This window comes from Chryseobacterium antibioticum, assembly GCF_012927325.1.
Lineage (GTDB): Bacteria > Bacteroidota > Bacteroidia > Flavobacteriales > Weeksellaceae > Chryseobacterium > Chryseobacterium antibioticum.
This window is the reverse complement of record NZ_JABBGI010000011.1, coordinates 118,746-143,834: the sequence shown is the minus strand read 5'-3', so window position 1 is coordinate 143,834 and position 25,089 is coordinate 118,746. Positions and strand designations below refer to the sequence as shown.

At 36.0% G+C, this 25,089-nt stretch carries 28 protein-coding genes; 2 read left to right on the top strand and 26 right to left on the bottom strand.

Annotation, left to right across the window (positions count from 1 at the left end; translation table 11 throughout):
* Positions 1–40: 40 nt before the first annotated feature.
* The 25 genes from HHL23_RS10455 to atpB all read right to left on the bottom strand — a co-directional run bounded on the left by HHL23_RS10455 (position 41) and on the right by atpB (position 22,458).
* Positions 41–760, bottom strand: a complete 720-nt coding sequence (locus tag HHL23_RS10455; RefSeq protein WP_169234741.1) for a hypothetical protein — start codon at positions 758–760, stop codon at positions 41–43.
* Entirely contained in the window at positions 726–1,280 is a 555-nt protein-coding gene (locus tag HHL23_RS10450; protein ID WP_169234740.1) for an RNA polymerase sigma factor, read from the bottom strand. Before HHL23_RS10450 ends, HHL23_RS10455 begins: the two co-directional genes overlap by 35 nt.
* A gap of 115 nt (positions 1,281–1,395) precedes the next feature.
* On the bottom strand, positions 1,396–2,778 hold the full coding sequence (locus HHL23_RS10445; protein WP_169234739.1) for a nucleoside permease: 1,383 nt from the start codon (positions 2,776–2,778) through the stop codon (positions 1,396–1,398).
* A 22-nt stretch (positions 2,779–2,800) separates the two neighbouring features.
* Complete coding sequence (locus HHL23_RS10440; protein WP_169234738.1) at positions 2,801–3,400, bottom strand: bifunctional nuclease family protein; 600 nt, start codon at positions 3,398–3,400, stop codon at positions 2,801–2,803.
* A 174-nt stretch (positions 3,401–3,574) separates the two neighbouring features.
* Entirely contained in the window at positions 3,575–4,522 is a 948-nt protein-coding gene (locus HHL23_RS10435; RefSeq protein WP_169234737.1) for an electron transfer flavoprotein subunit alpha/FixB family protein, read from the bottom strand.
* A 42-nt stretch (positions 4,523–4,564) separates the two neighbouring features.
* Positions 4,565–5,311, bottom strand: coding sequence for an electron transfer flavoprotein subunit beta/FixA family protein (locus tag HHL23_RS10430; RefSeq protein WP_169234736.1), 747 nt, complete (start codon positions 5,309–5,311; stop codon positions 4,565–4,567).
* Between the two features lie 154 nt (positions 5,312–5,465).
* Positions 5,466–6,170 (bottom strand): SDR family oxidoreductase, encoded by a 705-nt coding sequence (locus HHL23_RS10425; protein ID WP_169234735.1) that lies wholly within the window; start codon positions 6,168–6,170, stop codon positions 5,466–5,468.
* Positions 6,171–6,248: 78 nt separating this feature from the next.
* Positions 6,249–7,151: a T9SS type A sorting domain-containing protein gene (locus HHL23_RS10420; RefSeq protein ID WP_169234734.1), complete on the bottom strand. Its 903-nt coding sequence runs from the start codon at positions 7,149–7,151 to the stop codon at positions 6,249–6,251.
* Between the two features lie 288 nt (positions 7,152–7,439).
* Positions 7,440–8,357 carry a T9SS type A sorting domain-containing protein gene (locus HHL23_RS10415; RefSeq protein ID WP_169234733.1) on the bottom strand — a complete coding sequence of 306 codons (918 nt, stop codon included), beginning with the start codon at positions 8,355–8,357 and terminating at the stop codon, positions 7,440–7,442.
* Positions 8,358–8,495: 138 nt separating this feature from the next.
* Positions 8,496–9,875: a dipeptidase gene (locus tag HHL23_RS10410; protein ID WP_169234732.1), complete on the bottom strand. Its 1,380-nt coding sequence runs from the start codon at positions 9,873–9,875 to the stop codon at positions 8,496–8,498.
* Positions 9,876–9,952: 77 nt separating this feature from the next.
* Positions 9,953–10,615, bottom strand: a complete 663-nt coding sequence (locus HHL23_RS10405) for an OmpA family protein (RefSeq protein ID WP_169234731.1) — start codon at positions 10,613–10,615, stop codon at positions 9,953–9,955.
* Positions 10,616–10,670: 55 nt separating this feature from the next.
* Positions 10,671–11,819: a class I SAM-dependent methyltransferase gene (locus HHL23_RS10400; protein ID WP_317174684.1), complete on the bottom strand. Its 1,149-nt coding sequence runs from the start codon at positions 11,817–11,819 to the stop codon at positions 10,671–10,673.
* Positions 11,820–11,966: 147 nt separating this feature from the next.
* Positions 11,967–12,407: a DinB family protein gene (locus HHL23_RS10395; RefSeq protein WP_169234730.1), complete on the bottom strand. Its 441-nt coding sequence runs from the start codon at positions 12,405–12,407 to the stop codon at positions 11,967–11,969.
* Entirely contained in the window at positions 12,407–13,570 is a 1,164-nt protein-coding gene (locus tag HHL23_RS10390) for a methylmalonyl-CoA mutase family protein (RefSeq protein ID WP_169234729.1), read from the bottom strand. Before HHL23_RS10390 ends, HHL23_RS10395 begins: the two co-directional genes overlap by 1 nt.
* A gap of 193 nt (positions 13,571–13,763) precedes the next feature.
* Positions 13,764–14,120 carry an FtsB family cell division protein gene (locus HHL23_RS10385; RefSeq protein WP_076504194.1) on the bottom strand — a complete coding sequence of 119 codons (357 nt, stop codon included), beginning with the start codon at positions 14,118–14,120 and terminating at the stop codon, positions 13,764–13,766.
* A gap of 1 nt (position 14,121) precedes the next feature.
* On the bottom strand, positions 14,122–14,736 hold the full coding sequence (gene udk, locus HHL23_RS10380; protein ID WP_034745149.1) for a uridine kinase: 615 nt from the start codon (positions 14,734–14,736) through the stop codon (positions 14,122–14,124).
* A gap of 137 nt (positions 14,737–14,873) precedes the next feature.
* Positions 14,874–15,179, bottom strand: a complete 306-nt coding sequence (locus HHL23_RS10375) for an ATP-dependent Clp protease adaptor ClpS (protein WP_169234728.1) — start codon at positions 15,177–15,179, stop codon at positions 14,874–14,876.
* A gap of 10 nt (positions 15,180–15,189) precedes the next feature.
* Positions 15,190–16,548 (bottom strand): hemolysin family protein, encoded by a 1,359-nt coding sequence (locus HHL23_RS10370; protein ID WP_169234727.1) that lies wholly within the window; start codon positions 16,546–16,548, stop codon positions 15,190–15,192.
* Positions 16,549–16,894: 346 nt separating this feature from the next.
* Positions 16,895–17,761 (bottom strand): ATP synthase F1 subunit gamma, encoded by an 867-nt coding sequence (atpG, locus tag HHL23_RS10365; RefSeq protein WP_169234726.1) that lies wholly within the window; start codon positions 17,759–17,761, stop codon positions 16,895–16,897.
* Positions 17,762–17,837: 76 nt separating this feature from the next.
* Positions 17,838–19,415: a F0F1 ATP synthase subunit alpha gene (atpA, locus tag HHL23_RS10360; RefSeq protein WP_169234725.1), complete on the bottom strand. Its 1,578-nt coding sequence runs from the start codon at positions 19,413–19,415 to the stop codon at positions 17,838–17,840.
* Positions 19,416–19,498: 83 nt separating this feature from the next.
* Positions 19,499–19,924: a hypothetical protein gene (locus HHL23_RS10355; RefSeq protein ID WP_169234724.1), complete on the bottom strand. Its 426-nt coding sequence runs from the start codon at positions 19,922–19,924 to the stop codon at positions 19,499–19,501.
* 1 nt (position 19,925) lies between these two features.
* Complete coding sequence (gene atpH, locus HHL23_RS10350) at positions 19,926–20,465, bottom strand: ATP synthase F1 subunit delta (RefSeq protein WP_169234723.1); 540 nt, start codon at positions 20,463–20,465, stop codon at positions 19,926–19,928.
* Between the two features lie 2 nt (positions 20,466–20,467).
* Positions 20,468–20,962: a F0F1 ATP synthase subunit B gene (locus HHL23_RS10345; protein WP_169234722.1), complete on the bottom strand. Its 495-nt coding sequence runs from the start codon at positions 20,960–20,962 to the stop codon at positions 20,468–20,470.
* Positions 20,963–21,062: 100 nt separating this feature from the next.
* Entirely contained in the window at positions 21,063–21,281 is a 219-nt protein-coding gene (locus HHL23_RS10340) for an ATP synthase F0 subunit C (RefSeq protein ID WP_056031560.1), read from the bottom strand.
* A gap of 49 nt (positions 21,282–21,330) precedes the next feature.
* Positions 21,331–22,458: a F0F1 ATP synthase subunit A gene (gene atpB / locus HHL23_RS10335; RefSeq protein WP_169234721.1), complete on the bottom strand. Its 1,128-nt coding sequence runs from the start codon at positions 22,456–22,458 to the stop codon at positions 21,331–21,333.
* A 107-nt stretch (positions 22,459–22,565) separates the two neighbouring features.
* Here atpB and HHL23_RS10330 point away from each other — a divergent pair, with 107 nt between their 5' ends.
* Positions 22,566–22,823 (top strand): hypothetical protein, encoded by a 258-nt coding sequence (locus HHL23_RS10330; RefSeq protein WP_169234720.1) that lies wholly within the window; start codon positions 22,566–22,568, stop codon positions 22,821–22,823.
* Positions 22,824–22,917: 94 nt separating this feature from the next.
* Positions 22,918–24,279, top strand: a complete 1,362-nt coding sequence (gene ffh, locus HHL23_RS10325; RefSeq protein ID WP_169234719.1) for a signal recognition particle protein — start codon at positions 22,918–22,920, stop codon at positions 24,277–24,279.
* 69 nt (positions 24,280–24,348) lie between these two features.
* Here ffh and HHL23_RS10320 read toward each other — a convergent pair whose 3' ends face one another.
* Positions 24,349–25,002, bottom strand: a complete 654-nt coding sequence (locus HHL23_RS10320; protein ID WP_169234718.1) for a porin family protein — start codon at positions 25,000–25,002, stop codon at positions 24,349–24,351.
* Positions 25,003–25,089: the final 87 nt, after the last annotated feature.

Below are 25,089 nucleotides of genomic sequence, written 5' to 3'. Positions count from 1 at the left end.
ATCTCAGGACAGCATGTTGATGTTATAAAAAAGTTCAGATTTATTTAGATTCCAGATAAACCGTTACTCCCAAAACGGTTACATTACCTACGTTGGGAACCACTTTATCAAATTTGAAAGCTCCTAATTTCCGTTCATCCTTATTGGATTTTTCCCTGGCTTTATCAAACTCTCTGCCCAAAAGAAGTTCATCAGGATTGATATAGTTTAATTTTGACTTTTTAACTTCTGCTATGACAGGAGAACTGGGTATATTTACAGTCTCTGTTTTCACTTGATTAGTGGTCGTATTTTCAGGTTGTTTAAAGATATGTAGCTGTTCTTTATGCTCTGTAACCTCAATAACGGATATTTCTTTCTCTTTTTGGGGAATCAGAACTTTACCAGAGCTGATTTTTTCGTGATTTTCACTTAGTATTTTTTCTTTATTTTCCTTAATGGGCTGATCATTGGAAATAACGGATTGATTTTGAAGATCAGCATTGATTGGATTTACTGTTTTTTCAAGAGTTTTTTTAACAATATAATCTGTTTGCTTATAGTCAAATTTCGTTTTATAATTGAAAAAATAAATGACAGTTCCTACAGAAATGAACAACAATACAACAGCAGCATATTTCCACCACTGGAAAGACGGCTTTAAGCTCGTTTCAGGCGTCTCACCCAGCTTCCGATCCAGCCTATCCCAAAGATCATCAGAAGGTTTAATTTCGAGCCTTTCGTAGTCAGACTTTAACCGTTTCAGTATCTCTTTTTTCATTTTCTTCAGTTTTTAAAAATTCTGTCAGCCATTTTTTTGCTTTACTCAACTGGCTTTTGCTTGTTCCTTCTGAAATATTAAGCATTTCAGCGATTTCCTGATGCTTTTTCTCTTCAAAGACATATAAGTTGAAAATCAGCCTATATCCTGCCGGCATTTGTGAAAATATCTCCTCAATATTAAGTGCCTCCAGCCGTTCATCTATATCTTCATCAGAATAATCATCTGCAATTTCTATATCAGCATAAAGAATATTCCTGTTCTTCCTGACGAAGCTTATAGAATCATTGACAACAATTTTCCTCAGCCAGAAAGGAAAGCTTTTCCAGTCTCTGCATTCATCTAGTTTGGTAAAGCATTTCATAAATGCACCCATCAGAATATCTTCTGCATCATGAAGGTTATTCGTATAAGAATTTGATATGGCCAGCATTTTAGCTGAAAACATCTCGTAAAGAGATTTCTGAGCCTTCCGGTCCTGGTTCTTAGCCAGTAAAAAATTCTTTTCGAGGTTCTCCATGTATCAGTTTCTATCTATAAGACGGAATTTATTGTAAAAGGTTGCCCGAAAATAAAAAAAATTGCACCTTTTTTCAAAAGTGCAATGTAATATTTTAATAATCAACTCAATAGAGTTAGTGTTTTACTGAGGAAACATCTTCCGGATTATGCTTATGCCTGAATAAAATAGCAAAGAACACCGCAAGAATCAATGCGTAAATGGCAAATGAAAGCCATATATTCTGCCAGTCTTTTACCATCACTACAGATGAAAGTGTTCCATCAGCATTCACCGCTGAATTGAAACTGTCTTTAAGGATCTGCAGGAAAGTAGGATTGTCCGGAGTTGTATCCAGGTAAGTGGACAGATCTGAGACATTCGTAAATTTGTGAGTAAAAAATTTATCGATGGCCCAGCCTGCAATATAGCTTCCAAAAAGAGCTCCAAAACCGTTGGTCATCATCATAAATAATCCCTGAGCAGATGAACGTATTTTTTTATCGGTCGTCGTTTCTACGAAAAGAGAACCTGAAATATTGAAGAAGTCAAATGCCATTCCATATACGATGCAAGAAAAGATAATCAGCGAAAGTCCAAATCCATCCGGAACACCATAGGCAAAGAACCCAAATCTCAGTACCCAAGCCAGCATTGACATCAGCATTACTTTTTTAATTCCAAATTTTCTCAGAAAGAAAGGAATCGCCAAAATAAACAAGGTCTCTGAAACCTGAGAAATAGACATAATAATGGTAGATCTCTGTACCACAAATGAATCTGCATATTTAGGGAAATGTGAGAATTCACTTAAGAATACATCTCCATAAGCATTGGTAAGCTGAAGTGCTGCCCCTAAAAGCATTGAAAATAAGAAGAACAGGGCCATTTTATAGCTCCCGAAAAGCTTAAATGCATTCAGACCTAATTGTTCAGATAATGGAGCACTTTTATCAATCAATTTCTGTGGCGGACATTTTGGTAAAGTCAGCGCATAGATTCCTAATAAGATAGCAATAGCTCCACCGATGTAGAACTGCCCTTCTGTTGCTTTATTTCCCGTAAGATTGGTAATCCACATGGCCACAATAAATCCAATGGTTCCCCATACACGGATCGGTGGGAAATCTTTCACCACATCCAGATTACTGTTTTTCAGGATTGTATAAGAGATTGAATTCGCAAGAGCAATGGTTGGCATGTAAAAACACATAGCCAAAAGCATTAATGAGAAGAAAGAGTTAGGATCAGCGGAATGAGGCAATATAAAAAGCACAACACCGTAGAGGATGTGCAGTACCGAAAAGATGCGCTCAGCATTGATCCAGCGGTCGGCAATAATTCCAGTAATGGTCGGCATAAAAATAGAAGCTATTCCCATTGTTCCGAAAACGGCTCCAAACTGGGTTCCGTCCCAGTGTTTTGTACCGAACCAAAAATTAGCCATCGTAATCAGCCATGCTCCCCAAACGAAAAACTGGAGAAAACTGAGGATGGTAAGTCGTAATTTTAAATTCATAGTTTAGTATAAAGTATCTCTTTTAATCAATTTTCTTTTTTCTCCTTTTAATTTCTTCCTGAATTTCCAGAGCAGTATCAAAATCTTCTTCTTTTACGGCTTCATCAAGTAATTTCTGAAGTTCCTCCATCGATACCGCTTTCAGATTATCTTCAGACTGTGCGGTTTCAGAGAATGGCTGTTCTTCTTTTGAAACATCTTCGAGTTCCAGAAGAATTCCGGCTTCATTCAGAACCTGCTGTGTGGTGAAAATGGGCGCATCAAACCTTACGGCCATAGCAACGGCATCAGAAGTTCTTGCATCCAGGATCAGTTCTTCATCGTTAGCCTTATTTTTGAAATTAATATTGGAAAAAAATACGCCGTCTACGATCTGATAAATGATCACTGAAACCAATTCATAATTGGCTGAAACTATAAATTTTGTGAATAAATCATGGGTAAGCGGACGAGGTGGATGGATGTCTTTTTCCAGCCCTAATGAAATGGACTGAGCCTCGAAATTTCCTATGACAACAGGTAATTTTATATGTGTTTCTTCATGTTCCAGTAACAAAGCGTACGCCCCAGATTGGGTCTGACTGTACGATATTCCGCGAATAATTAGCTGCTTATAATCCATAGCTACAAATATAGATTAATTTTTTATTGTGATTTAAGTTTTACGCAAAATAAAAGTCCGGAAAAGCCCGAACTTTTATTTTTTATGTGAATTGTAAATCGTGAATTACTTCGTGCCAATTTTAAAATTTATTATTGACTTGCAAAGCAAAATTCACTATTGACTTTTCTATCTCTATCCTTTAATTGCTTTAATTTTCTCTGTTAATGCAGGAATGATCTGGAATGCATCTCCCACTACTCCATAATCAGCAGACTTGAAGAATGGTGCTTCAGCGTCGTTGTTGATTACTACAATAGTTTTAGAAGAGTTTACCCCAGCCAAATGCTGAATAGCTCCGGAAATACCTATTGCGATATAAAGGTTAGGTGAAATCGCTTTACCTGTTTGTCCTACGTGCTCTGTGTGAGGTCTCCAACCGATATCAGAAACAGGCTTAGAACAAGCTGTAGCAGCCCCAAGAACATTAGCCAGATCTTCAACCATTCCCCAGTTTTCAGGACCTTTCATTCCTCTTCCTGCAGAAACTACTACTTCTGCTTCTTTAAGGTCTAATTTACCTGAACTCTGTTCGTGGGAGATCACTTTAGTATCTTCATTCGCTACGGAAAGATTTTTAACTTCCTCAGAACCTGATACTGCATTTTCTTTTACGCCAAAAGCATTCTGTGAAACCGTGATGATTACACCGCTTCCTTCTGCTTTTGCATGCATAAATCCTTTTCCTGAGAATGCTCTTCTTTTCACCTGGAATGGAGAAAGGCTTTCAGGTGCTTCCAAAACATTGGTAATTAAAGAATAATTCTTCATTACCGCAAGCATTGGAGCCACAGAAGAAGCATCTGTAGTGTGAGGGAAAACGATAGTGTTTCCTTCTGCCACTTCACCTACCGCCTGAGCAAATGCTTTTGCTGAAAAGTTCTTAAGACCTTCGTCTTTAATATTAATAACGTTTGATGCTCCATATTTGTACAATAAATCTGAAGAATCTGTAGGGTTTACAGAGATCGCCGTAACGGTATCTCCTGCCTGGTCTGCAACCACCTTAGCATAAGAAACCGCTTCGAAAGCTGCTTTTTTGTAAACTCCGTTTATATTTTCTGCGTATACGAATACTGCCATTTTTTTAAAATTTAAAGATTAAAAAATTTAAGGAATAAAAGATTAGATAACTTTAGCTTCTTCGTGAAGTAATCTTACCAACTCATCCAAGTTATCAGGAGAAACCATTTTCACAGCAGCTCTTGGCGGAACGCTGTCATAAGATACTCCCTGAACTTTTACTTCAGAAGAAACTGGCTCTACCACTTGTAAAGGCTTTGTTCTTGCAGACATAATTCCTCTCATATTCGGGATGATAAGATCTTTCTCGTCTACCAATCCTTTTTGCCCTGCAATCACGGCAGGTAATTTTACTGATATCGTTTCTTTTCCGCCTTCAATTTCTCTTACAGCAGTAGCTTCGCTTCCGTTTACGTCTAATCCTACAGATGCATTCACGAAAGGCTGGTTCAATAACTGAGCTACCATTCCCGGAACAGATCCACCGTTGTAATCGATAGATTCTTTTCCGCAAAGAATAAGGTCATATCCTCCGTTTTGAGCTACGGCAGCAATTTCTTTTGCTGTAGAATAGCTGTCTTTAGGATCCAGGTTTACTCTCACCGCATCATTGGCACCAATAGCTAATGCTTTTCTGATTACCGGTTCTGTAGCAGCATCTCCTACGTTGATTACTGTTACAGTTGCACCCTGAGATTCCTGAAGTTTAACCGCTTTTGTCAATGCAAATTCATCTAAAGGGTTGATTACCCATTGAATTCCATTTTTGTCGAAAGCAGATTTATCTGCCGTAAAGTTAATCTTGGAAGTAGTATCTGGAACACTACTGATACAAACTAATATTTTCATGTGTACTATTTTATTTTTCCCCATTAATGCATAAAAAACCTTACTGTTTTATGCTGAGATTTTGTTATATTTTACTTTTGCTAATATAATTAAAAAATATATTATGCATGCATAATACTTATTTTTTTACTATTCGATACATTAAATGCTTTTACTAGGCTGGTTTTGTTGCCCTAAACTCTATCTTGCTGGGCAATACGCGTGGATTCATTTTTAAAATATCAAGCACCAAATTCCCCATATCTTCAGGCTGAATCTTCCAGTTATCTTTTTCTGAAGGAACGTTTCCGTTAAAATTTGTAGCTACTGATCCCGGCATAATGACCGTAGATTTGATATTATATTTTCGGAGATCGATCATCGCTGCCTGGGTGAATCCCACCACTCCAAATTTTGTGGCGTTGTAACCTGTTCCGTTTTCAAAGAAGTTGGCACCTGCCAGACTTGAAACTGTTATATAATAGCCTTCTGTCTTTTTCAATTCTTCTACAGAGGCTTTTAATGTATAAAAAGCGCCTGTCAGATTAGTCTCTATCATATCATTCCATTCTTTGGCGGTCAACTCATCTACGGGCTTAAATATTCCCAGTCCGGCATTGGCAATGACAAAATCCAGTCTTCCGAATTTTGCAATGGTATATTTCACCGCTTCTTCTTCACTTTCAAGACTTCTTACATCCGAAACAACCCCAAGAACATTCTCTGAATATTGTTTAAGCTCTTCTTCAGCTTTCTCCACATCGTCTCTTTTACGGCCTGAAAATGCTACTGAAATGCCATTCTGTAATAATATTTTTGCTATTCCGAAACCTATTCCTTTGGTTCCTCCAGTTATATAGGCTACTTTTTGATCTGACATATTGTTTCATTTTAATGCTCTAAAATAACAAAAACGCTCCAATTGGAGCGTTTTTACTGATATAAGATTTATCGGATATTATTTTTTGATAATTCTGTCTGTTACCTTTCCGTTAGGCGTATTAATGTTTAAGATATATACACCAGATGGTAAGTTTCTTAAGTCAACTTTGTTACCTACAAATGGTGCTTCCAGTTTTTTACCCCCGAAATCATAAACCTCTATTGAGTTTATTTTATCTTTAGATTCAATAACTACAAAATCAGAAGTTGGATTTGGATACATTTTATAGTTTAACTTCTCAACTTCAGATGTTCCCAATACTCCACTTACTACTTGAATACCATCAAAATAAGCTGAACTGTTGTAGTTATCATTAGTGATTGCCAGGTTACCAACTTTGGTGCCTCCAACAACCTGTCCTGTATAGAACACGACTCCGTTTTTATAATAAGTTGCCACATTGGTTGTAAAGTTCAATTGTATTTTGAATACATTCCATGCATTTCTGGTGAAAGTTGCACCTGTATCAATATAACCAAATGCTGAAGTAAAGGGGTCCATATCCACCACAGCAATGGTATTATCAAAATTTAATCTAATTCTGGCGTTTATGGTACTTTCAGTAGGAGACTGTGGTGAGAAGTAAAAATCACAATTATCACCTGTAGCTGCTGTCGTAAGATAAGCATTAAAAGTAACTGTAACAATAGGACCATTAACTGTTGTTGTTGGGCTAATAGGTCCAGCAAGAGTAGTATGGGAAGTGCCGTTATTACCTGTAATTTTTAAAGACTGTGTACCCGGATTTGCCTGTTCGGCTGAAACCACTGCAACATGGGCTGCTGCGGTACCACCCCAGCCTCCCTGGCCAGATATATTACCCGCACTAAACCCTTGGGCTGGCTCAAAGCTATAGTTCATTTGTGCATTACCTATTAAAAAGCTGAATAATGCAGCAGATAGTAAAAGTTTCTTCATGATATTATTTTTTTATTATTAATTATTCCAGTAAATATAGAACTTTTATTCTAATTCAAAAAAATATCAATTAAAAATACATGAACAAAGAAAAATTTTAACACAAATACCAACAACCCCCTATTTTTACCCGTTTTAGTTAAAACACAACATATAAATCATTTCTCTAAAAAAATAGAGCATAAACAATATTTTAACTGAAAAATTAGTAAAAATCAACAAAATTCACCAGAAAGAACAATGCAGCCATAAAACAATGAAAACCAAATTCATACAAAATATCTCGGCTTATTTCTTGATAAACTTCTCAGAAAAATTACCGTTCTCCGTTATTATGTTAATCTGATAGATGCCACCAGGAAGATTACTAACATCTACTCTATCATTTTCCAACCTGGATTGGACTTTCTTTCCAACCGAATCATACATTTCAATACTCTTTATTCTACCAGAAGAACTGATCTTAATATAATCTGAAGTAGGATTAGGATACACCTTAATGGTATTTTTATTCAGACCTATATTTGATGCAGATAGCAATGCTTCACTGTATACCTTAAGATTATCAATATAAGCGGTTCCATCCGCATTATCATGCACAAAACGCAGTTGGTTCATTCCAATAGATTCTACCGCTGTTCCAGAGTAGATTAAGATTCCATTCAGATAATATTTAACATCGGTGGAAGTTCCTATAACCGTAAGCCTGTACCAAAGATTGGGCAACCAGGTTCCGGAGGTAGACCCCATCACAGGAATTCCTGAAATCATTTTTAGTACTTTAACGGTGCCTGTATTATCAAAATCCAGCCTGATTACAAATTTCTCTTCAGCACTGCTTAATCCCTGAAAACTGAAAATTGATCCATTAAGCTGCGACATATTGATATCAAAAGAAACGGTAAAACCATTATAAGGAAGCAGTATGGGAAGATTATCAAACGCTCCGATAATAGGAATAGATTGCGTTCCGTAGGTATTTTCTTTTACAATCTTCAGAGAATTCATCCCATCCGTTGCATGATCTGTACTGATTACCTGATTAAGGATATTGGGAGGAACATCCCCCGTTGGCGTACTGATCCAGGTTCCCTGTGCATGGATATCTCCTGTATAAAATCCATCTAAACTTTCAAAGGAAATCATCTGCTGAGCAAACGAAGCTGCTGGGAACAAGCAAAGTACAATAAGGTAATTTTTTTTCATAGTTTTATTTTTAGGTTGAACTAAAAATAAACACATAGATTAATTAAAAAAATACCATATGATAGCGATATTATCATTAAAAAGCATAAAGCGATCCGAATATCGAATCGCTTTATCAAATATTTTTTTAAAAATTAATTATTTAGAATAATTTTCAAAGAATAATGGAATACTTTCAATCCCTTTATAGAAATTAAAAAGCCCATAATGTTCATTAGGTGAGTGAATTGCATCTGAATCCAGCCCAAAGCCCATTAATACAGACTTAGCGCCTAACACTTTTTCAAACATAGCCGTGATAGGAATACTTCCCCCACTTCTGTATGGAAGAACCTCTTTATCAAATGCTGTTTCCATTGCCTGCTTGGCTGCTAAGAATTCTTTAGTATCACTTGGCAACACATAGGGCATACCACCGTGGTGAGGGGTTACTTTTACTTTTACGTTTTCAGGAGCGATTTTTTCGAAATATTTTGTGAATTTTTCTGTAATCTCTTCCGGAGTCTGATAAGGAACCAGACGCATTGAAATTTTAGCAGAAGCCTTCGAAGGGATTACTGTTTTAGCACCTTCTCCTGTATATCCTCCCCAAATACCATTACAATCTAAAGTAGGGCGGATAGATGTTCTTTCAAGCGTCGTATAGCTTTTTTCACCTTCTACTCCGCTCAGCCCGATTGATTTTTTGAATTCTTCAGGATTATCCTTCAGCTTGTTCATATCTAATCTTTCAGCATCTGATACTACTTCTACATTGTCGTAGAATCCATCGATGGTAATATGTCCGTCTTCATCGATCAGTTTAGCAATCATTCTGGAAAGCACGTGGATCGGGTTTGGAACTGCCCCACCGTAAAGTCCTGAATGTAGGTCTCTGTTTGGACCTTCTATTTCAACTTCTACGTAGCTTAAACCTCTTAATCCTGTAGTTACAGTAGGTTGTTCGTTGCTGTAGATATGAGTATCAGAAATAAGGATACAGTCACAAGAAAGTTTTTCTTTATTTTCATTAACAAAATCTCCCAGGCTTACCGAACCCACTTCTTCTTCTCCTTCCAGGATAAATTTAACGTTACAAGGAAGAGTATTGGTCTTCATCATCGCCTCAAAAGCTTTCACGTGCATGAAAAACTGTCCTTTATCATCTGCTGAACCTCTTGCAAAGATGGCTCCTTCAGGGTGAAGCTCAGTTTTTTCAATATACGGCTCGAAAGGTGGCTTTTTCCATAATTCCAACGGATCTGCAGGCTGAACATCATAATGCCCATATACCAATACCGTAGGAAGGTTTTTATCTAAAATTTTCTCTCCAAAAACAATCGGATAACCTTTTGTTTCACATACTTCAACATGATCTGCCCCTGCATTTTTAAGATGTTCTGCACACACGTCCGCACATTTCAATACATCATTTTTATAAGCCGGATCTGCAGAAATAGAAGGAATTCTGAGTAACTCAAATAATTCATCCACGAAACGCTGTTTGTTTTCGTTAATGTAATTTAATGTCTCTTGCATTTTAAAAATTTGTTTTGTTAAAAATAAAAAAAATGCCTTGCATGGGCAAGACATTCATATTTCTTTATTGTAAATTACTATTTAGTAAATCGAACAGACATTTTTCTGTCAGATGCTCTTTCTGAGTCAGAAGCTTTTGCATCTACGTGAGCAAACTGGCTTCCGTATCCTTCAGCAGAAACGATCTGTGCCGTTGCTCCCAGTTTAGAAAGTTCAGCTTTGATAAAATTAGCTCTCTCCTGAGATAATTTTAGGTTTTTAGCTTCATCACCGGTTTTATCTGTATACCCTCCAATTTTGATTTTTGCATCCGGATAAGCCTTTAGAATTTTAGCTAAATTATCCAATTGTTCATGAGAACCAGCTTCCAATTGGTTAGCGGATCCTGTTTTAAAATTTACATTATCAAAATTATACCAAGTATTCTTCAACCCGTCTTCAGTAGCAGATGCATACTGTCCGGATTTCAGGTATTTGATCATACTGTCTTCCATTCCATTAGCAAAGCCTTTTAAAGCTACACCGTTCAAATCAATAGAAACCTGAGCTTTTTTTTCAGCATGTTCAGAACCGTGACCAGCTGCTGCTTCATGACCATGACTTTCACCTCCCTGGTGATCATCAGAATATCTTTCTATTCCTTCTTCCAGTTTTAGAGTATTCTTGTTTCCTCCTGCCTGGATTTTTTTACAGCTTACAGCTACAGTTGCAATGGCTAAACATATAACTAATTTTCTCATGCTTAAATTTTAGATTCCCCAAAATTAAGCAATCCTGTTTTTTTCGGCAACATTTTTAGACTGATTTTAAAATAATTTTACCTTTTTTGGATTGTGTAAAAATAAGATAGTCCTTTCCACCGTCTTTTATGGCATATTTCTTTTTGATATCTTCCGGTTTTAAAGGGTAATTCTTTGAAATGATATTGAACTGCCCTTTCTTCTTAATCTGTTTAGATTCAACAACTTCCATCTCAAAAACTCTTCCGGGGAAATCACTGATCTTTTGATCTGAAGTATAAATATGACTATTGGGATGGAGTTTTTTCAACCCAAATTTTTCTGAGATCAGATTAAAAACTCCGGCTTTTAAAATCGCATTATTGGGAATATAGATGAATTTTTCGGGCTCAGAATAGACGGCGTGACTACTTTCTTCTTCCCCAAATATAAATGTAAAAGCAGATTCGTCACTTTCAAGATTGATACAGTTAACGATAATTCCTTCTTTTTCTTCATTGGAAAGGAAAATAACGACCTCTTTGACATCGTTTTTTACGGCTATGATTTCTATCCTGAAAGTACCGGGCAAAACTGAAATAAGGTACTTTAAATCGATCAGGGGAGAGAGTTTTATAACGATCTGGTCCGCGATATGAAGCAACTTTTTCCTGATCTGAAGAATATCTGGCGAAAGATCTTCCAGAAGAAAGACTTTATTTTTGTTCTGATCCCTTCTTGCCGGATCTAAATAGATAATGTCGAAATGTTCTTCATTGATCTGTAAGAAATCTTCCAGATTCTGATTGACAAACTTCGCTTTTCTGCCTAAAACATTCCAGTTGTGTTCTACAATACCCAATAATTCCTGATTCTGTTCTACCAAAGTAACTTCATCAAAATTTTGAGATAAATAATAAGCATCAATTCCGAAACCGCTGGTCAAATCGATGAATTTTTTCCCTTTGAGGATCTGTGATTTATAGTCTGCTGTCTTTTCTGACGATGCCTGCTCTAAATTAAGCTGTGGCGGGAAAATAATCCCTTCTTTCAGCAAAAAAGGGAACTTCTTCTGAGCAGTCTGTTTTCCATTGATCTGCTGCACGATTTCCTGCATCGAAACGTCTGGAAATGGAGATTTTTTTAATAGCTGAGCATGCAAATCTGTATTTAGATTGGCATTGATATAGTCCTGAATTTCTTTGTTTTTTATATTATTTCCCACAGATTTTCCGGAATTTTCAAATTTTATACATGAATCATTTTTAGAATACTAAAATGCTTCGACTCCGCTCAGCATGACATCGCTTATACAGTCTGTTATAACTGATTTCGGTATGATACTCCATGAAGTTGAAGCATCTTTTGTTTTTTACCTCTTATAAAAAATATAATCCTTTAACACAGGTTCGATGCCGTTTTGCTTTAGAAGAGAATTGATCTGCCCTCTGTGATAGGTTGAGTGGTTGATAGCGTGGAACAGCATTTCGAAAATACTGTTTTCAAATTTTGCTCCTCTTGAATTATAGTATTCCTTTCTTGTATCAAGATCCTGATTTTGAATGATATCAATACTTTTCAGAAAATTTTGATGATTAATCCCGTCAAGAGACTCAAAAAGATTGACCTGCCAGACTTCAAATGATTTTTCGTCTAGTATCCGCGAGTTCCAGATCTGCTGAGCATTCAGTGTATGATTGATTAGACTAACTGTTTTTTCATCTACTTTTGTGATGTTTTCAGAAATAACTTTGATCATTTCTTTATTAAAATGATGGGTATATTCAAATAAATCAATCAGTTTTTCTTTCATTACTCAAACATTTCAGCCCAACGTACCGCCTTTATTTCTTTTTCGCTATACAGATCGTCAATTGACCTCTTAACGTCTAATTTGGGGTATAAATTGACTCCAATCAGTTTTATTTTTCCTTCTTCCACCCATTTCTGTTCTTCAACAGCCTGGTCGTAGATCTTTTTCTGAATAATTCCCTGCTTTAACAGCTCCAGGTAACCGCCTCCTTCTTCGATCTCAATAAACAATGCCCATGATTTTTCTGCAATCTGACGGGTAATGTCTTCCACATAATAGCTTCCGTTCGATGCATCTTCAAATACATTGATGATACTTTCATACGCCAGAACAATCTGCTGTTTAAAAGAGATCTCTTCAGAATTATCCGTACTTCTGCTGACCAGATAATTAGTACTGAAAACAGCATCTGCTCCTGCGATCATGGCTGAAGCCAGCTCTAGCGTTGAACGAATAAGATTGTTTTCACTATCTGCAATCGCTTTATTTCTCGAAGAAGTTTCGGCAAAGATGTAGGGAATGTCATTTAAACCGTATTCTTTGGAAAGTTGGTTAAAGACTATTTTAAAAGCTCTCAGTTTAGCCATTTCAAAGAAATAATTTCCTCCTACTGCTATTCTGAAGATCAGTTTATTTAAAATTTCAGGGCCATAGACTTCAACAAGTTCCTTTGTTTTCGCCAAGGCAATTCCCAATTGCTGGTAAATCGCTGCTCCGGCGTTCTGGTGAAGTGAAATATCAACACAGATATTTCTTTTGAAATCTTTGGATAAAAGTTCTTTGGCCAGCTGATCATCAATCAAGCATTCATTTTCATTAAAAACATCAATCAATGAAAAATATTGATCTTCTTCTTTTGGACTGATATGGCCGGCAAGGTCTTTATTGTTAACAAAAATTGTTTTCTCCTCAAGGTTTTCTACGTTCTGATCTAAAAGAAATGCAAATACGTCTTCTTCCAGACTCTCATGATATCTTGCGACCAAATGGGTGCTTTCTTCAACTTTTGGCAGGTTGGCCAGTGGTTTCTGAACTTCGCTGTAAAAAGGCTGGACATCAATTCCTTCTAAATTTTCTTTCTTAAGAATGGAATAAATATCTTCTGTTTTAAGCTGTTTTTTTACTAATTTTTCCCAGTTTGGAAGGATATCTGTATTGGACATTGGCTATTTGTTTGGGTCAATCGTGAATTTTGCTTCGCAAGTTAATGGTGAGTTATAAAATTCACGATTGATAATTTCTGTTATAATTTTTATGTGAATGGTGAATTTTGCGACGCAAGTCAATCGTGAATTGTAAAAATTGACTCCTGACATTTCACTGCGAAGCTAATTGACTCTCCGCCTTTCAAATCTTTTATTTTTTAGCAACGTTGGCACTGTCTACCACCAAAATGAAGATCTCTTCATCCGGTTTTTTCATAAAATAATTTTCACGCGCGTATTTTTCTTTTTCCGATTTATTGTTCATCAGCTTTTTATAAAAAGTATCATTTTTTTCGTATTCCTTTTTATAGTATTCCAGCTGGTCTTCATATCGGCTGATTTCGCCGTTCAGTTCATTAATAACAAGGAAAGAGGTTTTATCAAAGAAAATCATCCAGACCAGAAACATACAGATCGTAATGGTGTATTTATTCAGAACATATTTCTGAATGGTTTTGAAGGTTTCGGACTTCGGCTGAATGTCTTTAATAAGTTTGTTTTCTTCCATTTTAATGTTTTCTCAACGAATTTTTAATAACAGTGGTTAAAAAATCAATCGCTACGGAATTCTGTCTCATATTCGGAATGATCAAATCTGCTTCATTCTTCGATGGTTCTATGAATTCCTGATGCATTGGCTTCAGAGTGGTCTGGTAACGATGAAGAACTTCACTCAGGTCTCTTCCCCTTTCCTGGGTATCTCTTCTGATTCTCCTGATCAGTCTTTCATCGGAATCAGCATGAACGAATACTTTTAAATCGAATTCCTTCAGTAATTCTTTATTCGTAAGGACCAGAATACCTTCTACTACCAATACATTTTTAGGTTCTACAGTGACGTGGTCGCCCGTTCTGGAATGTGTTACAAAGCTGTAAATGGGCTGTTCTATGGGCTCATTGTTTTTTAAAGCTTTCACATGTTTTATCATTAAATCAAAATCTATCGACTTCGGATGATCATAATTGAGCGCTTCTCTCTCGGTCAATGTCAGATTCGGGTTGTCGTGATAATAATTATCCTGAGAAAGGATATTCATTCCTTCAATATCAAGCTGTTGAAGTATTTTGTCAACAACTGTAGTTTTGCCGGATCCTGTACCTCCAGCAATTCCTATTACAAGCATTCTTTTTTGTTTCTTTATAGTTGGTACAAATATACTATTTTAGATGAATGCAAGTAAAACAATCCTAGCAGAAAAATGTGTCTTATTTTAATAAATTATGACTTCAATAAAAAACTCTGCCATTGGCAGAGTTCTATTTATACTATTTCGCTTGATAATTCTCTTGAAAGCAGTTTTTCATGCATAGGCTTCAGAAGATCCAGTGAGCCTGTTTTTACTGTGCATTTGCCTTTGTAATGCACCAGCATGGTACATTGCTCTGCCTGTTCCATGGTGTGTTTGCAGATCTCAACCAGACAATCAATCACATAATCAAATGTGTGAATGTCATCATTGTGAAGAACTAGCTTATACACTTCATCCGTATCATCCAAAACCAGTACTTCTTCTTCATACTGACGTTTTGGATCTTCGTAATCTTTTATGCTGTTATAAAAAATCATTTCTCTCTCTTTAAACTTCACCTATTTTATCAGCCAGATCACTCAGTATGTTCGGGCCTTCATACACTAATTCTACGAGTTCTACACTCTTATTATTCATTTTCAGGATTTTGAAATGGTAGTTTTCCAGATCAAACTCATCATTTTCTTCGGGAATATCTTCCAATTCATGAAGAATGAATCCTGCCAGTGAATTATATTCACTTTCCTCAGAAAGAGGTAATTTTTTAGGCAAATGTTCGTTGATTTCATCCAGTGGCTGTGTAGCCTGGACCCAATAGATATTATCGCCTATTTTATCAACCAGTTTATCTTCATCATCTTCTTCATCCTGTATTTCTCCCACCAGCTCTTCCAGAATATCTTCTAAGGTAATAATCCCTTCAGTTCCTCCAAATTCGTCAATAACGATGGCAAGGTGCTGTTTTTTCTGCTGGAATGTCTTCAGGAGATCTGAAATCTTTTTGCTGCCTACAACGAAAAACGTATCACGCATCAGATCTTTAAGATCATCGTGGTTAAGATTGCCTTTTCTTTTGACATATTCTCTGATAATCTCCTTAGTATAGAAAATTCCGATCACATTGTCTATGGAGTCAAGATACACGGGGATACGCGAATAGCCGCTATCCATGATCATATTGATAATTTCATTGATATCTTCCTCAAAGTCGATAGAGGTAATATTCTGTCTGGGCACCATGATCTGTTTTGCAGAATGATCTGTAAAGTCAAATGCATTTTTGATGATCTCGTAGTTCTCTTCTTCTATCTCACCGCTATCTGCACTTTGTTTTACCAAAAGCTGAAGCTCTTCGGTAGAGTGAATTTCCTGTTCTGAAGCCGGATGTATCTTTACTAATCTTAAAAAAGTATTAGACATCAGGTTCATCAACCAGATAAACGGTTTAAAGATGGTATAAAAAACTCTCAATGGAACTGCTGTAGCCATTGTAGTTGCTTCCGATTTTCTGATGGCAATTGACTTTGGAATAAGTTCTCCAAACACAATATGCATTACGGTAATTAAAACAAAACTGGTTACCACTGAAATAGTGGTAATGGTCGTTTGAGCCAATTCAACATTCAAAGAATGGAAAATACTTTCTACGACATGGTGAAGCGCACTTTCACCTACCCAACCCAACGCAAGAGACGCTAATGTAATTCCAAGCTGCGTTGCAGACAGGTACTCATCAAGATGCTTGATAATATGCTCTGCCTGTTTCGCCATAGAGTTACCTTCGGCGGCTTTTAACTGGATTTGTGAGTAACGAACTTTAACAATTGAAAATTCTGCGGCTACGAAAAAGCCATTTAGTAAAACAAGAAATAAGGCTAGCAAAAGCCTGACTATGTCCGAGTCCATTTAGAAGTTGTATAATATTTTAGTGTACAAAGATAGATAAAATAAAAATAACCTGTACTGGGGTTAAGATATTTTGGGAATGTAATTTTCTAAGATGCAGGATAGAAGCAGAAAAATGGAGGTTTCCAGAGTACTCAAAAACGATTTAAAATCTTTTCTGAATAAGGAATGTCGATACAGAAAGATCAGAGGTTTTACAGGATAAAGAACTACTAAAGCATTATTGATTGCTGATAAAAGGCATTTAAAACCCAAAAAAATAACTTCAAGCTTCCCTCTCCCAAACTATAATCACAAAAAAAGCACCGACAATGTCGATGCTTTAGTATGATATTTAAATAATTCTTTATGAATTTTTCAAAGCTTCTGCTCCTGAAACGATCTCTAAGATTTCGTTTGTAATAGCAGCCTGTCTTGCTTTGTTGTAGAAAATCACAAGGTCATTCTTAAGTTCCTGTGCGTTATCTGTAGCTTTGTGCATCGCCGTCATTCTCGCACCGTGCTCAGATGCTACTGAATCTAAAACTGCTTTGAAAACCTGAGTTTTGATCGCTTTAGGAATCAAGTTATCCAAAATTTCATTTCTATTCGGCTCAAAGATATAATCTGTTTCTACCTGAGTTTCTTCAGCTTTTTCAGCCATAGAAATAGGAAGAAGCTGTTCAGCGGTTACTTCCTGAGTAGCAGCATTAACAAATTTATTATAGATCAAATAAACTTCGTCAAATTTACCTTCTTTGAAGCTGCTCATTACTCCTTCAGTAACATGAGATACTGTATCAAAGTTTAAGTTATCAAAAACAGCACTTTCATTAGAATAGACCTGACGGGTTTTTCTTACAGCGTCAAAAGCTTTTTTACCGATGGTAAGAACTTCAACTTCGTACTGAGATTTATTCTTAAACTGAATATTCAGTTCTTTTACAATAGAAGAGTTAAAAGCTCCTGCAAGACCTCTGTTTGAAGTAACAGCGATGAAAAGAATTCTTTTCACTTCTCTTTTTTGAGCATAAACAGAAATCTGATCAGGATCAGAGCTAGAATTTACATTCTGGATGATTTCCTGTAGTTTTTCAGAGTAAGGTCTTAACATTACGATTGCATCCTGCGCTTTTTTAAGCTTCGCTGCGGAAACCATTTTCATAGCACGTGTGATCTGCATCGTAGATGAAATTGACGTAATTCTGCCTCGTATTTCTTTTAAGTTTGCCATTAATTTGGGTTCAAAGTTTATGGTCTAAAGTTTAAGGTTTAAAACTTGACATTCTAAACCTTAAACAATGAAGATTTTAGTTATATTTAGAAGCTAAATCGTTAGCTGCCTGCTTAAGAACGTTTGTAATATCGTTGTCGATTTTCCCAGCTTTAAGAGCAGCCATAGTTTCAGGATGCTTAGATCTTAAGAATGCGATATATTCGATTTGGAATTCTTTTACTTTCTTGATAGGAACGTTTCTCATTAAGTTCTCTGTACCTGCATAAATCATAGCAACTTGGCTATCTACAGGAAGCGGAGAGTTTACCGGCTGCTTAAGAAGCTCTACGTTTCTTTCTCCTTTAGAGATTACTGCTAAAGTAGAAGCATCAAGATCAGAACCGAACTTAGCGAACGCTTCCAATTCTTTATACTGAGCCTGGTCTAATTTAAGAGTACCAGATACTTTTTTCATTGATTTGATCTGAGCGTTACCTCCTACTCTGGATACAGAGATCCCTACGTTGATCGCAGGACGAACCCCTGAGTTGAATAGATCAGACTCCAAGAAGATCTGTCCGTCTGTAATAGAGATTACGTTTGTTGGAATATACGCAGAAACGTCACCAGCCTGAGTTTCGATAATTGGAAGGGCAGTTAATGAACCTCCTCCTTTTACGATTGGTCTTAAAGACTCAGGTAAATCATTCATTTGGCTAGCAATTTTGTCATCAGCGATAACTTTTGCTGCTCTTTCCAATAGTCTTGAGTGAAGATAGAAAACGTCTCCAGGATAAGCTTCACGGCCCGGTGGTCTTCTCAATAGTAGAGAAAGCTCACGGTATGCTACTGCTTGTTTAGATAAATCATCATAAACGATCAATGCTGGTCTACCAGAGTCTCTGAAGAACTCACCGATAGATGCTCCTGCCATTGCAGAATATACCTGCATTGGAACTGGATCTGATGCGTTAGCCGCAACAATTACAGTATATGCTAAAGCTCCTTTATCAGAAAGGGTTTTAACGATTTGTGCTACAGTAGAAGCTTTCTGACCGATAGCAACATATATACAATATACAGGCTGTCCTGCATCAAAAAATTCTCTCTGGTTGATGATCGTATCGATCGCAACAGTAGTTTTACCTGTCTGTCTGTCACCAATGATAAGCTCTCTCTGTCCTCTTCCTACAGGGATCATAGAGTCAATCGCAACGATACCTGTCTGTAAAGGTTCAGTTACCGGCTGTCTGAAGATAACTCCAGGAGCTTTTCTTTCCAATGGCATTTCGTAAAGTTCTCCTTCGATTGGTCCTTTACCATCGATTGGGTTACCTAGAGTATCTACTACTCTCCCTAACATACCTTCTCCTACTTTGATAGAAGAGATTCTGTTTGTTCTTCTTACTGTATCTCCTTCTTTTACCAATTTACTTTCACCAAGTAGAGCAACACCTACGTTGTCTTCCTCAAGGTTAAGTACAATACCTTCTACATCACTAGCAAACTTCACCAACTCACCGTACTGTACATTTTCTAACCCGTATACACGAGCAATACCATCACCGATGGTTAAAACTGTACCTACTTCCTCAACGTTGGATTGAGTGTCGAAGTTGGCCAACTGTTGTTTTAAGATCGCAGATACTTCTGCCGGATTTATTTCTGCCATTATATGGTTGTTTTTTCTTAATTTAAAATAAATTTTATTTTCCTAAACTAATACACTTCTTTTAGAAGTAGATTATTTAATTATTATAGTGTTGTTGAACCTGTATCTTTTGAAAAATCGTTTCCATACTTTTCAACCAAAGTCCTTAATTTATCTGGATTTAATGTTAGATCTGGATTTACAACATTTGACTTATAAATAATCTTCAATATGTCTTCAGGAAGTTCTCTAATTTCAATTGACTTATCAGTACCAATAAATTTCACTAAGTAATAGTTTGGTTTACCTGAACGATTAAAAAGCATATTATCACCTATACTTTGTTTGATATATTTTATAAAAATAATTTCATTCTTATTCTTATCAAAAATTGAACAGTTAAAAGCATCTTTTTCAGCTAAAAGCCATTGTTGACCATCAACATATACAATATCTTTCTTTATTTTCACTTTCTGTCCAAAAGCTAGACAAGAAAAAGCAAGCATTGATATATATAAGACCTTTTTCATATTAGTTCAATTGAAAATCTTTTTTAATCTGACCCAATTTAGTTTTCACAGATGCATCGATCTGCTGGTCTCCTACTCTTAAAATATAACCTCCTAAAATTTCAGGCTTTACGTTTACTTTAAGGTCAAAGTTTGAATCTGCTTTTAACAAATTGGTAGATCTCAGGATCTGATCAATGTTCTCCTTAGAAAGCTGAGTAGCAGTAGTAAGAGTAATTCTCTGAACACCGTTAATATCCTCTACTTTATTGATGAACTCCTGAGCGATATTTTTCAGCTGGCTTTCACGCCCGTGCTTGATCACTAATCTGATCAGGTTCTGTGAAGAAACCGACAAACTTTTAAAGATCTGGTCTGCTACCTCTATTTTCTTTTTTGCATCAATGTAAGGTGTAAGAAAGAACTTGTTCAAATCTACCGATTGAGACATGATCTTTACTACATCTTTCATTTCAGAAAATACGGCAGCTGTCTGGCCTGATTCATTGGTGAAGTCAAGCAATCCCTGTGCGTATCTTTTAGCTACTTTAGATGTAAGCATTCTTAGTTAAGGTTAGATTTGTTTAAATAATTTTGAACTAATTCATTTTGAGCTTCGTTGTTATCCAACTTCTGCTTAAGGATAGATTCAGCGATGTTTACAGATAAAACACCGATTTGAGTTTTGATGTCTGCCATTGCAGCATTTTTCTCAGTTTGGATAGTTTGCTTAGCTGCTTCAATGATTTTATCTCCTTCGTTTTTAGCAGCATCTTTAGCCTCACCTACGATTCTATCTTTAATTTCTCTGGCTTCTTTAAGGATAGCATCTCTTTCGACTTTGGCTTCACGAATAATTCTTTCGTTATCAGCTTTAAGTTCTTCCATTTCTTTTTTAGCCAATTTAGCTTGGTTTAATGCATCAACGATAGAAGTTTCTCTATCATTTACCGCATTAACAATTGGTTTCCAAGCGTATTTAGCAAGAAGAAACAATAGGATAACAAAAGTAAGGGTCATCCAAAACAAAAGTCCAATTCCAGGTTCAATAATTCCCATATCTGTAAATTCTTTTTTAAGTGTTATTTTATGGATTGTTTTTAAAATTCTTAGCAGCAGCCAATCGCTTCACTGCTAAGAATGTTTTTTTGAGGATAGATTACTTGATGAAAGCACCAAAGATAATCGCGATAAGACCAGCACCTTCAATAAGACCAGCAGCAATAAGCATTGCTCCTTGAATCTTACCAGCTTGCTCTGGCTGTCTAGCGATAGCATCCATTGCGTGACCTCCGATTTTACCGATACCTAGACCTACACCTAGTACTGCTAAACCGATACCTACGTAAACTAAACCTGCTCCAGTTGACATGTCCATAATAAATAAATTATATTAGTTAAAAATTATTTTAATATTTTTCTTTTAATTAATGTGCATGTTCTTCGTGACCATGCTCATGCTCGTGCTCTGCAACTGCAATACCAATAAATAAGGCTGATAATACAGTGAAGATATATGCTTGCAATGCTGCTACTAATAATTCCAATACGGAAACAAATAATGCTAATGGTACAGATGCCAATCCTAAGAACGGAGACTTGAAAATGAAGATCAATGAAATAATCGCCAAAATCATAATGTGTCCTGCTGTAACGTTAGCGAAAAGTCGCATCATCAAAGCGAAAGGCTTTGTAAAGATCCCGATAATCTCGATTGGTACCATAATAGGATACAATAAGATAGGAACCGGTGGCATAAAGATATGTTTCCAATAATCTTTATTAGCACTGAATAATGTAATTAATAAAGTAATGATTGCTAAAACTGCAGTGATTGCGATATTTCCTGTAAGGTTTGCTCCAAAAGGAAAGAAAGGAATCAACCCAAATAAGTTGTTAAACCAAATAAAGAAGAATGCAGTTAATAAATAAGGCATATATCTTTTATATTTAACAGATCCGATGTTTGGAATAGCCACTTCATCTCTTATAAATACAATTACTGGCTCTAATAATTTCCCAGCTCCTCTTGGTAATTGAGACTTTTTATAGTTTCTTGCCATTCCTATGAATATAATTGCCATAAAAATTACTGACAATAACATTGAAGCTGCATTTTTAGTAATTGAAAGATCAAAAAATACTTCACTCGATTTTTGTTTCCCACTGATAATTGAAAATAAAGTTGCTTTTTCAATTCCTTTAGTAGAAACTACTTGTCCTTCTTTTAATGTATACCCATCGTGTTCATGACCATGAGCGATACTGCTTGAAAGAAAAGTATGCAACCCTTCACTATCTTTAATAATCACGGGTAATGGAATAGAAACATGGTGTTCTTCACCGTTATCGTCTTTTGTAGTCCATAAATGCCATTCATTAGAATCACCAATGTGCTCCATGATCATTTTTGTAGCATTGAATTTGTCACCATCTTCTTTGTGCTCTACTTTTTCAGCGGATTTTTCACCTTCAGAATCATGTTGTGCAGTAGCAAAACCGCTAATAAACACAAATAAAAATGCGAAAAATAATGAAGAAATCTTTCTGTTCATATCTCTTTTTTAATCGTGTGCAAATATATTGATTTTATTAAACTTTACCAATATTAAAAATTGATTTTTATCATCAAAAAAATCAAGACTTGTTAATGAGTTTTATTATGGATAAATATATAAGGAATGAGCCAATAACAAAGCAAATGACAATTAAGAGAAAATTCTCTCTCGTTTTATCAATTATTATTAAAGAAGTTATAAGCCAAAAAATATCTTTACCAATATTCATTGTAAGAAACTTCATCCCTGCATCAGGCTTCCCATACAAATACCTTTTAAATACTATATATAAAACAACATTTAAAAATGCTATTAAAAACATAATAATAAAACTATCCCAAAAATTCATTTTGCAAAAATAGAATTATAATTTAAAACAAAACAAATCTCAATACCTTATATAATATATATTGTCAAAAATTCCTTATTTTTGCAAACCTATAATTTACAATCAATATGTTTAATAGTTTACAGGATAAATTAGACAAGGCTCTACATAATATTTCCGGACGCGGAAAAATCACAGAGATCAACGTAGCGGAAACCGTAAAGGAAATCCGTAGAGCGTTGGTAGATGCCGATGTTAACTATAAAGTTGCAAAAGATCTTACGAAAAGAGTTCAGGATAAAGCTTTAGGACAAAACGTTCTTACTTCTCTTACACCGGGACAGTTGATGACGAAGATCGTTCATGACGAATTAGTAGAACTCATGGGAGGTTCTCAGGAAGGGATCAATCTTTCAGGGAAACCTTCTGTGATCCTTATTGCTGGTCTTCAGGGTTCCGGTAAGACTACTTTCTCCGGAAAACTGGCTCATCATTTAAAAACAAAAAGAGCAAAAAAACCTTTATTGGTTGCCTGTGATGTTTACCGTCCCGCTGCGATCGACCAGCTTAAAGTATTAGGTGGCCAGATCGGAGTTCCGGTTTTTACTGAAGAAGGATCAACCAATCCATCTACCATTGCTGAAAATGGAATTGCTTTTGCAAAGGCAAACGGTCATGATGTCGTAATCGTCGATACAGCAGGACGTCTTGCTATTGACGAGCAGATGATGAACGAGATCAAGTCTGTGCATTACTTCATCAAACCTCAGGAAACACTATTCGTAGTAGATTCCATGACCGGTCAGGATGCTGTGAATACAGCAAAAGCATTCAACGATACATTGAATTTTGACGGTGTTGTTCTTACCAAATTAGATGGTGATACGCGAGGGGGTGCTGCTTTAACGATTCGTTCTGTAGTAGAAAAACCGATTAAGTTTATCTCTACCGGTGAGAAAATGGAAGCTTTGGATGTTTTCTATCCGGAAAGGATGGCTGACAGAATACTGGGAATGGGAGATGTTGTTTCCCTGGTAGAAAGAGCTCAGGAACAGTTTGACGAAGAAGAAGCTAAAAAGCTTCACAAAAAGATTGCTAAAAATGAGTTTGGTTTTGATGACTTCCTGAAACAGATCAACCAGATCAAGAAGATGGGTAATATGAAAGACCTTATGGGAATGATCCCTGGAGTTGGAAAAGCCATTAAGGATGTTGAGATCAGCGATGATGCTTTCAAGCACATTGAAGCGATTATCTACTCTATGACCCCTGATGAGAGAAGAAGACCTTCTATCATTAACAGTCAGAGAAAGCAGAGAATTGCAAAAGGAGCAGGAAGAAAGATTGAAGATGTGAATCAATTAATGAAGCAATTCGACCAGATGGGTAAAATGATGAAGATGATGCAGGGACCTCAGGGAAAACAAATGATGCAGATGATGAGCAAAATGCCAAATATGCCAGGCATGGGCGGAATGATGGGGAAATAATAAAGATTTTAAACTTTAGATAAGAAGACATAAAAAAACTCTCAGAATAATTTCTGAGAGTTTTTTGTTTTATTTGAATTTGTATCCCAATCCGATCTGGAAGAAATTCATCTTCAATTTCTCGTCATTTACAGGATCCTTAATCATATTTGTTAGTCCGAAACTGTAACGTGCATCTACGAATAGTCCTTTGTATATGTTATAATCCGCTCCTAAAAACAAACCAAATTCCGTAGACTTAAGGTTGTCATCAAAACTCTTTTCTAAAGCATTTTCACCTGCATTTAAGATCTGTTGATCTGCTATTCCTCCAGCTACATCTATCTTTACTTTAGTACTTGTTCTAAAGCTTACAAAAGGTCCTGCGTACAATCCTAATTCAGGAGTTGCATAATATCTGGCCGCTACAGGAACTACGATTCTGTTGAAATTGAATTTTTCTGTAACAGTGATTCCCAATGTTGAAACTTCAGCTTTACCCCCTAAATTAGCATACTGAACTTCCCCTTGTAAAGCAAATTTACTATTGAATTTATGCTCCACCAAAGCGCCTACATAAAACCCTGATTTGGATTTCAAACCTCCGTCTGCTCCTTCAAAAGCATCAAGATCTTCATTAGATGTTAAATTCGATAATGTGTAACCCGCTTTTACTCCAAATTTTGTTTGTGCATTGATGCCTGCAAAAAAAGCAAGAGCTGATGCCAATAAGATTTTTTTCATGATTATTATTAAATAAAATTTTATTGGTCTCAGAAATAGTTAAAACTATGCACTTTAGTGCATTTTACTTTCAGTTTCTAAAAATGT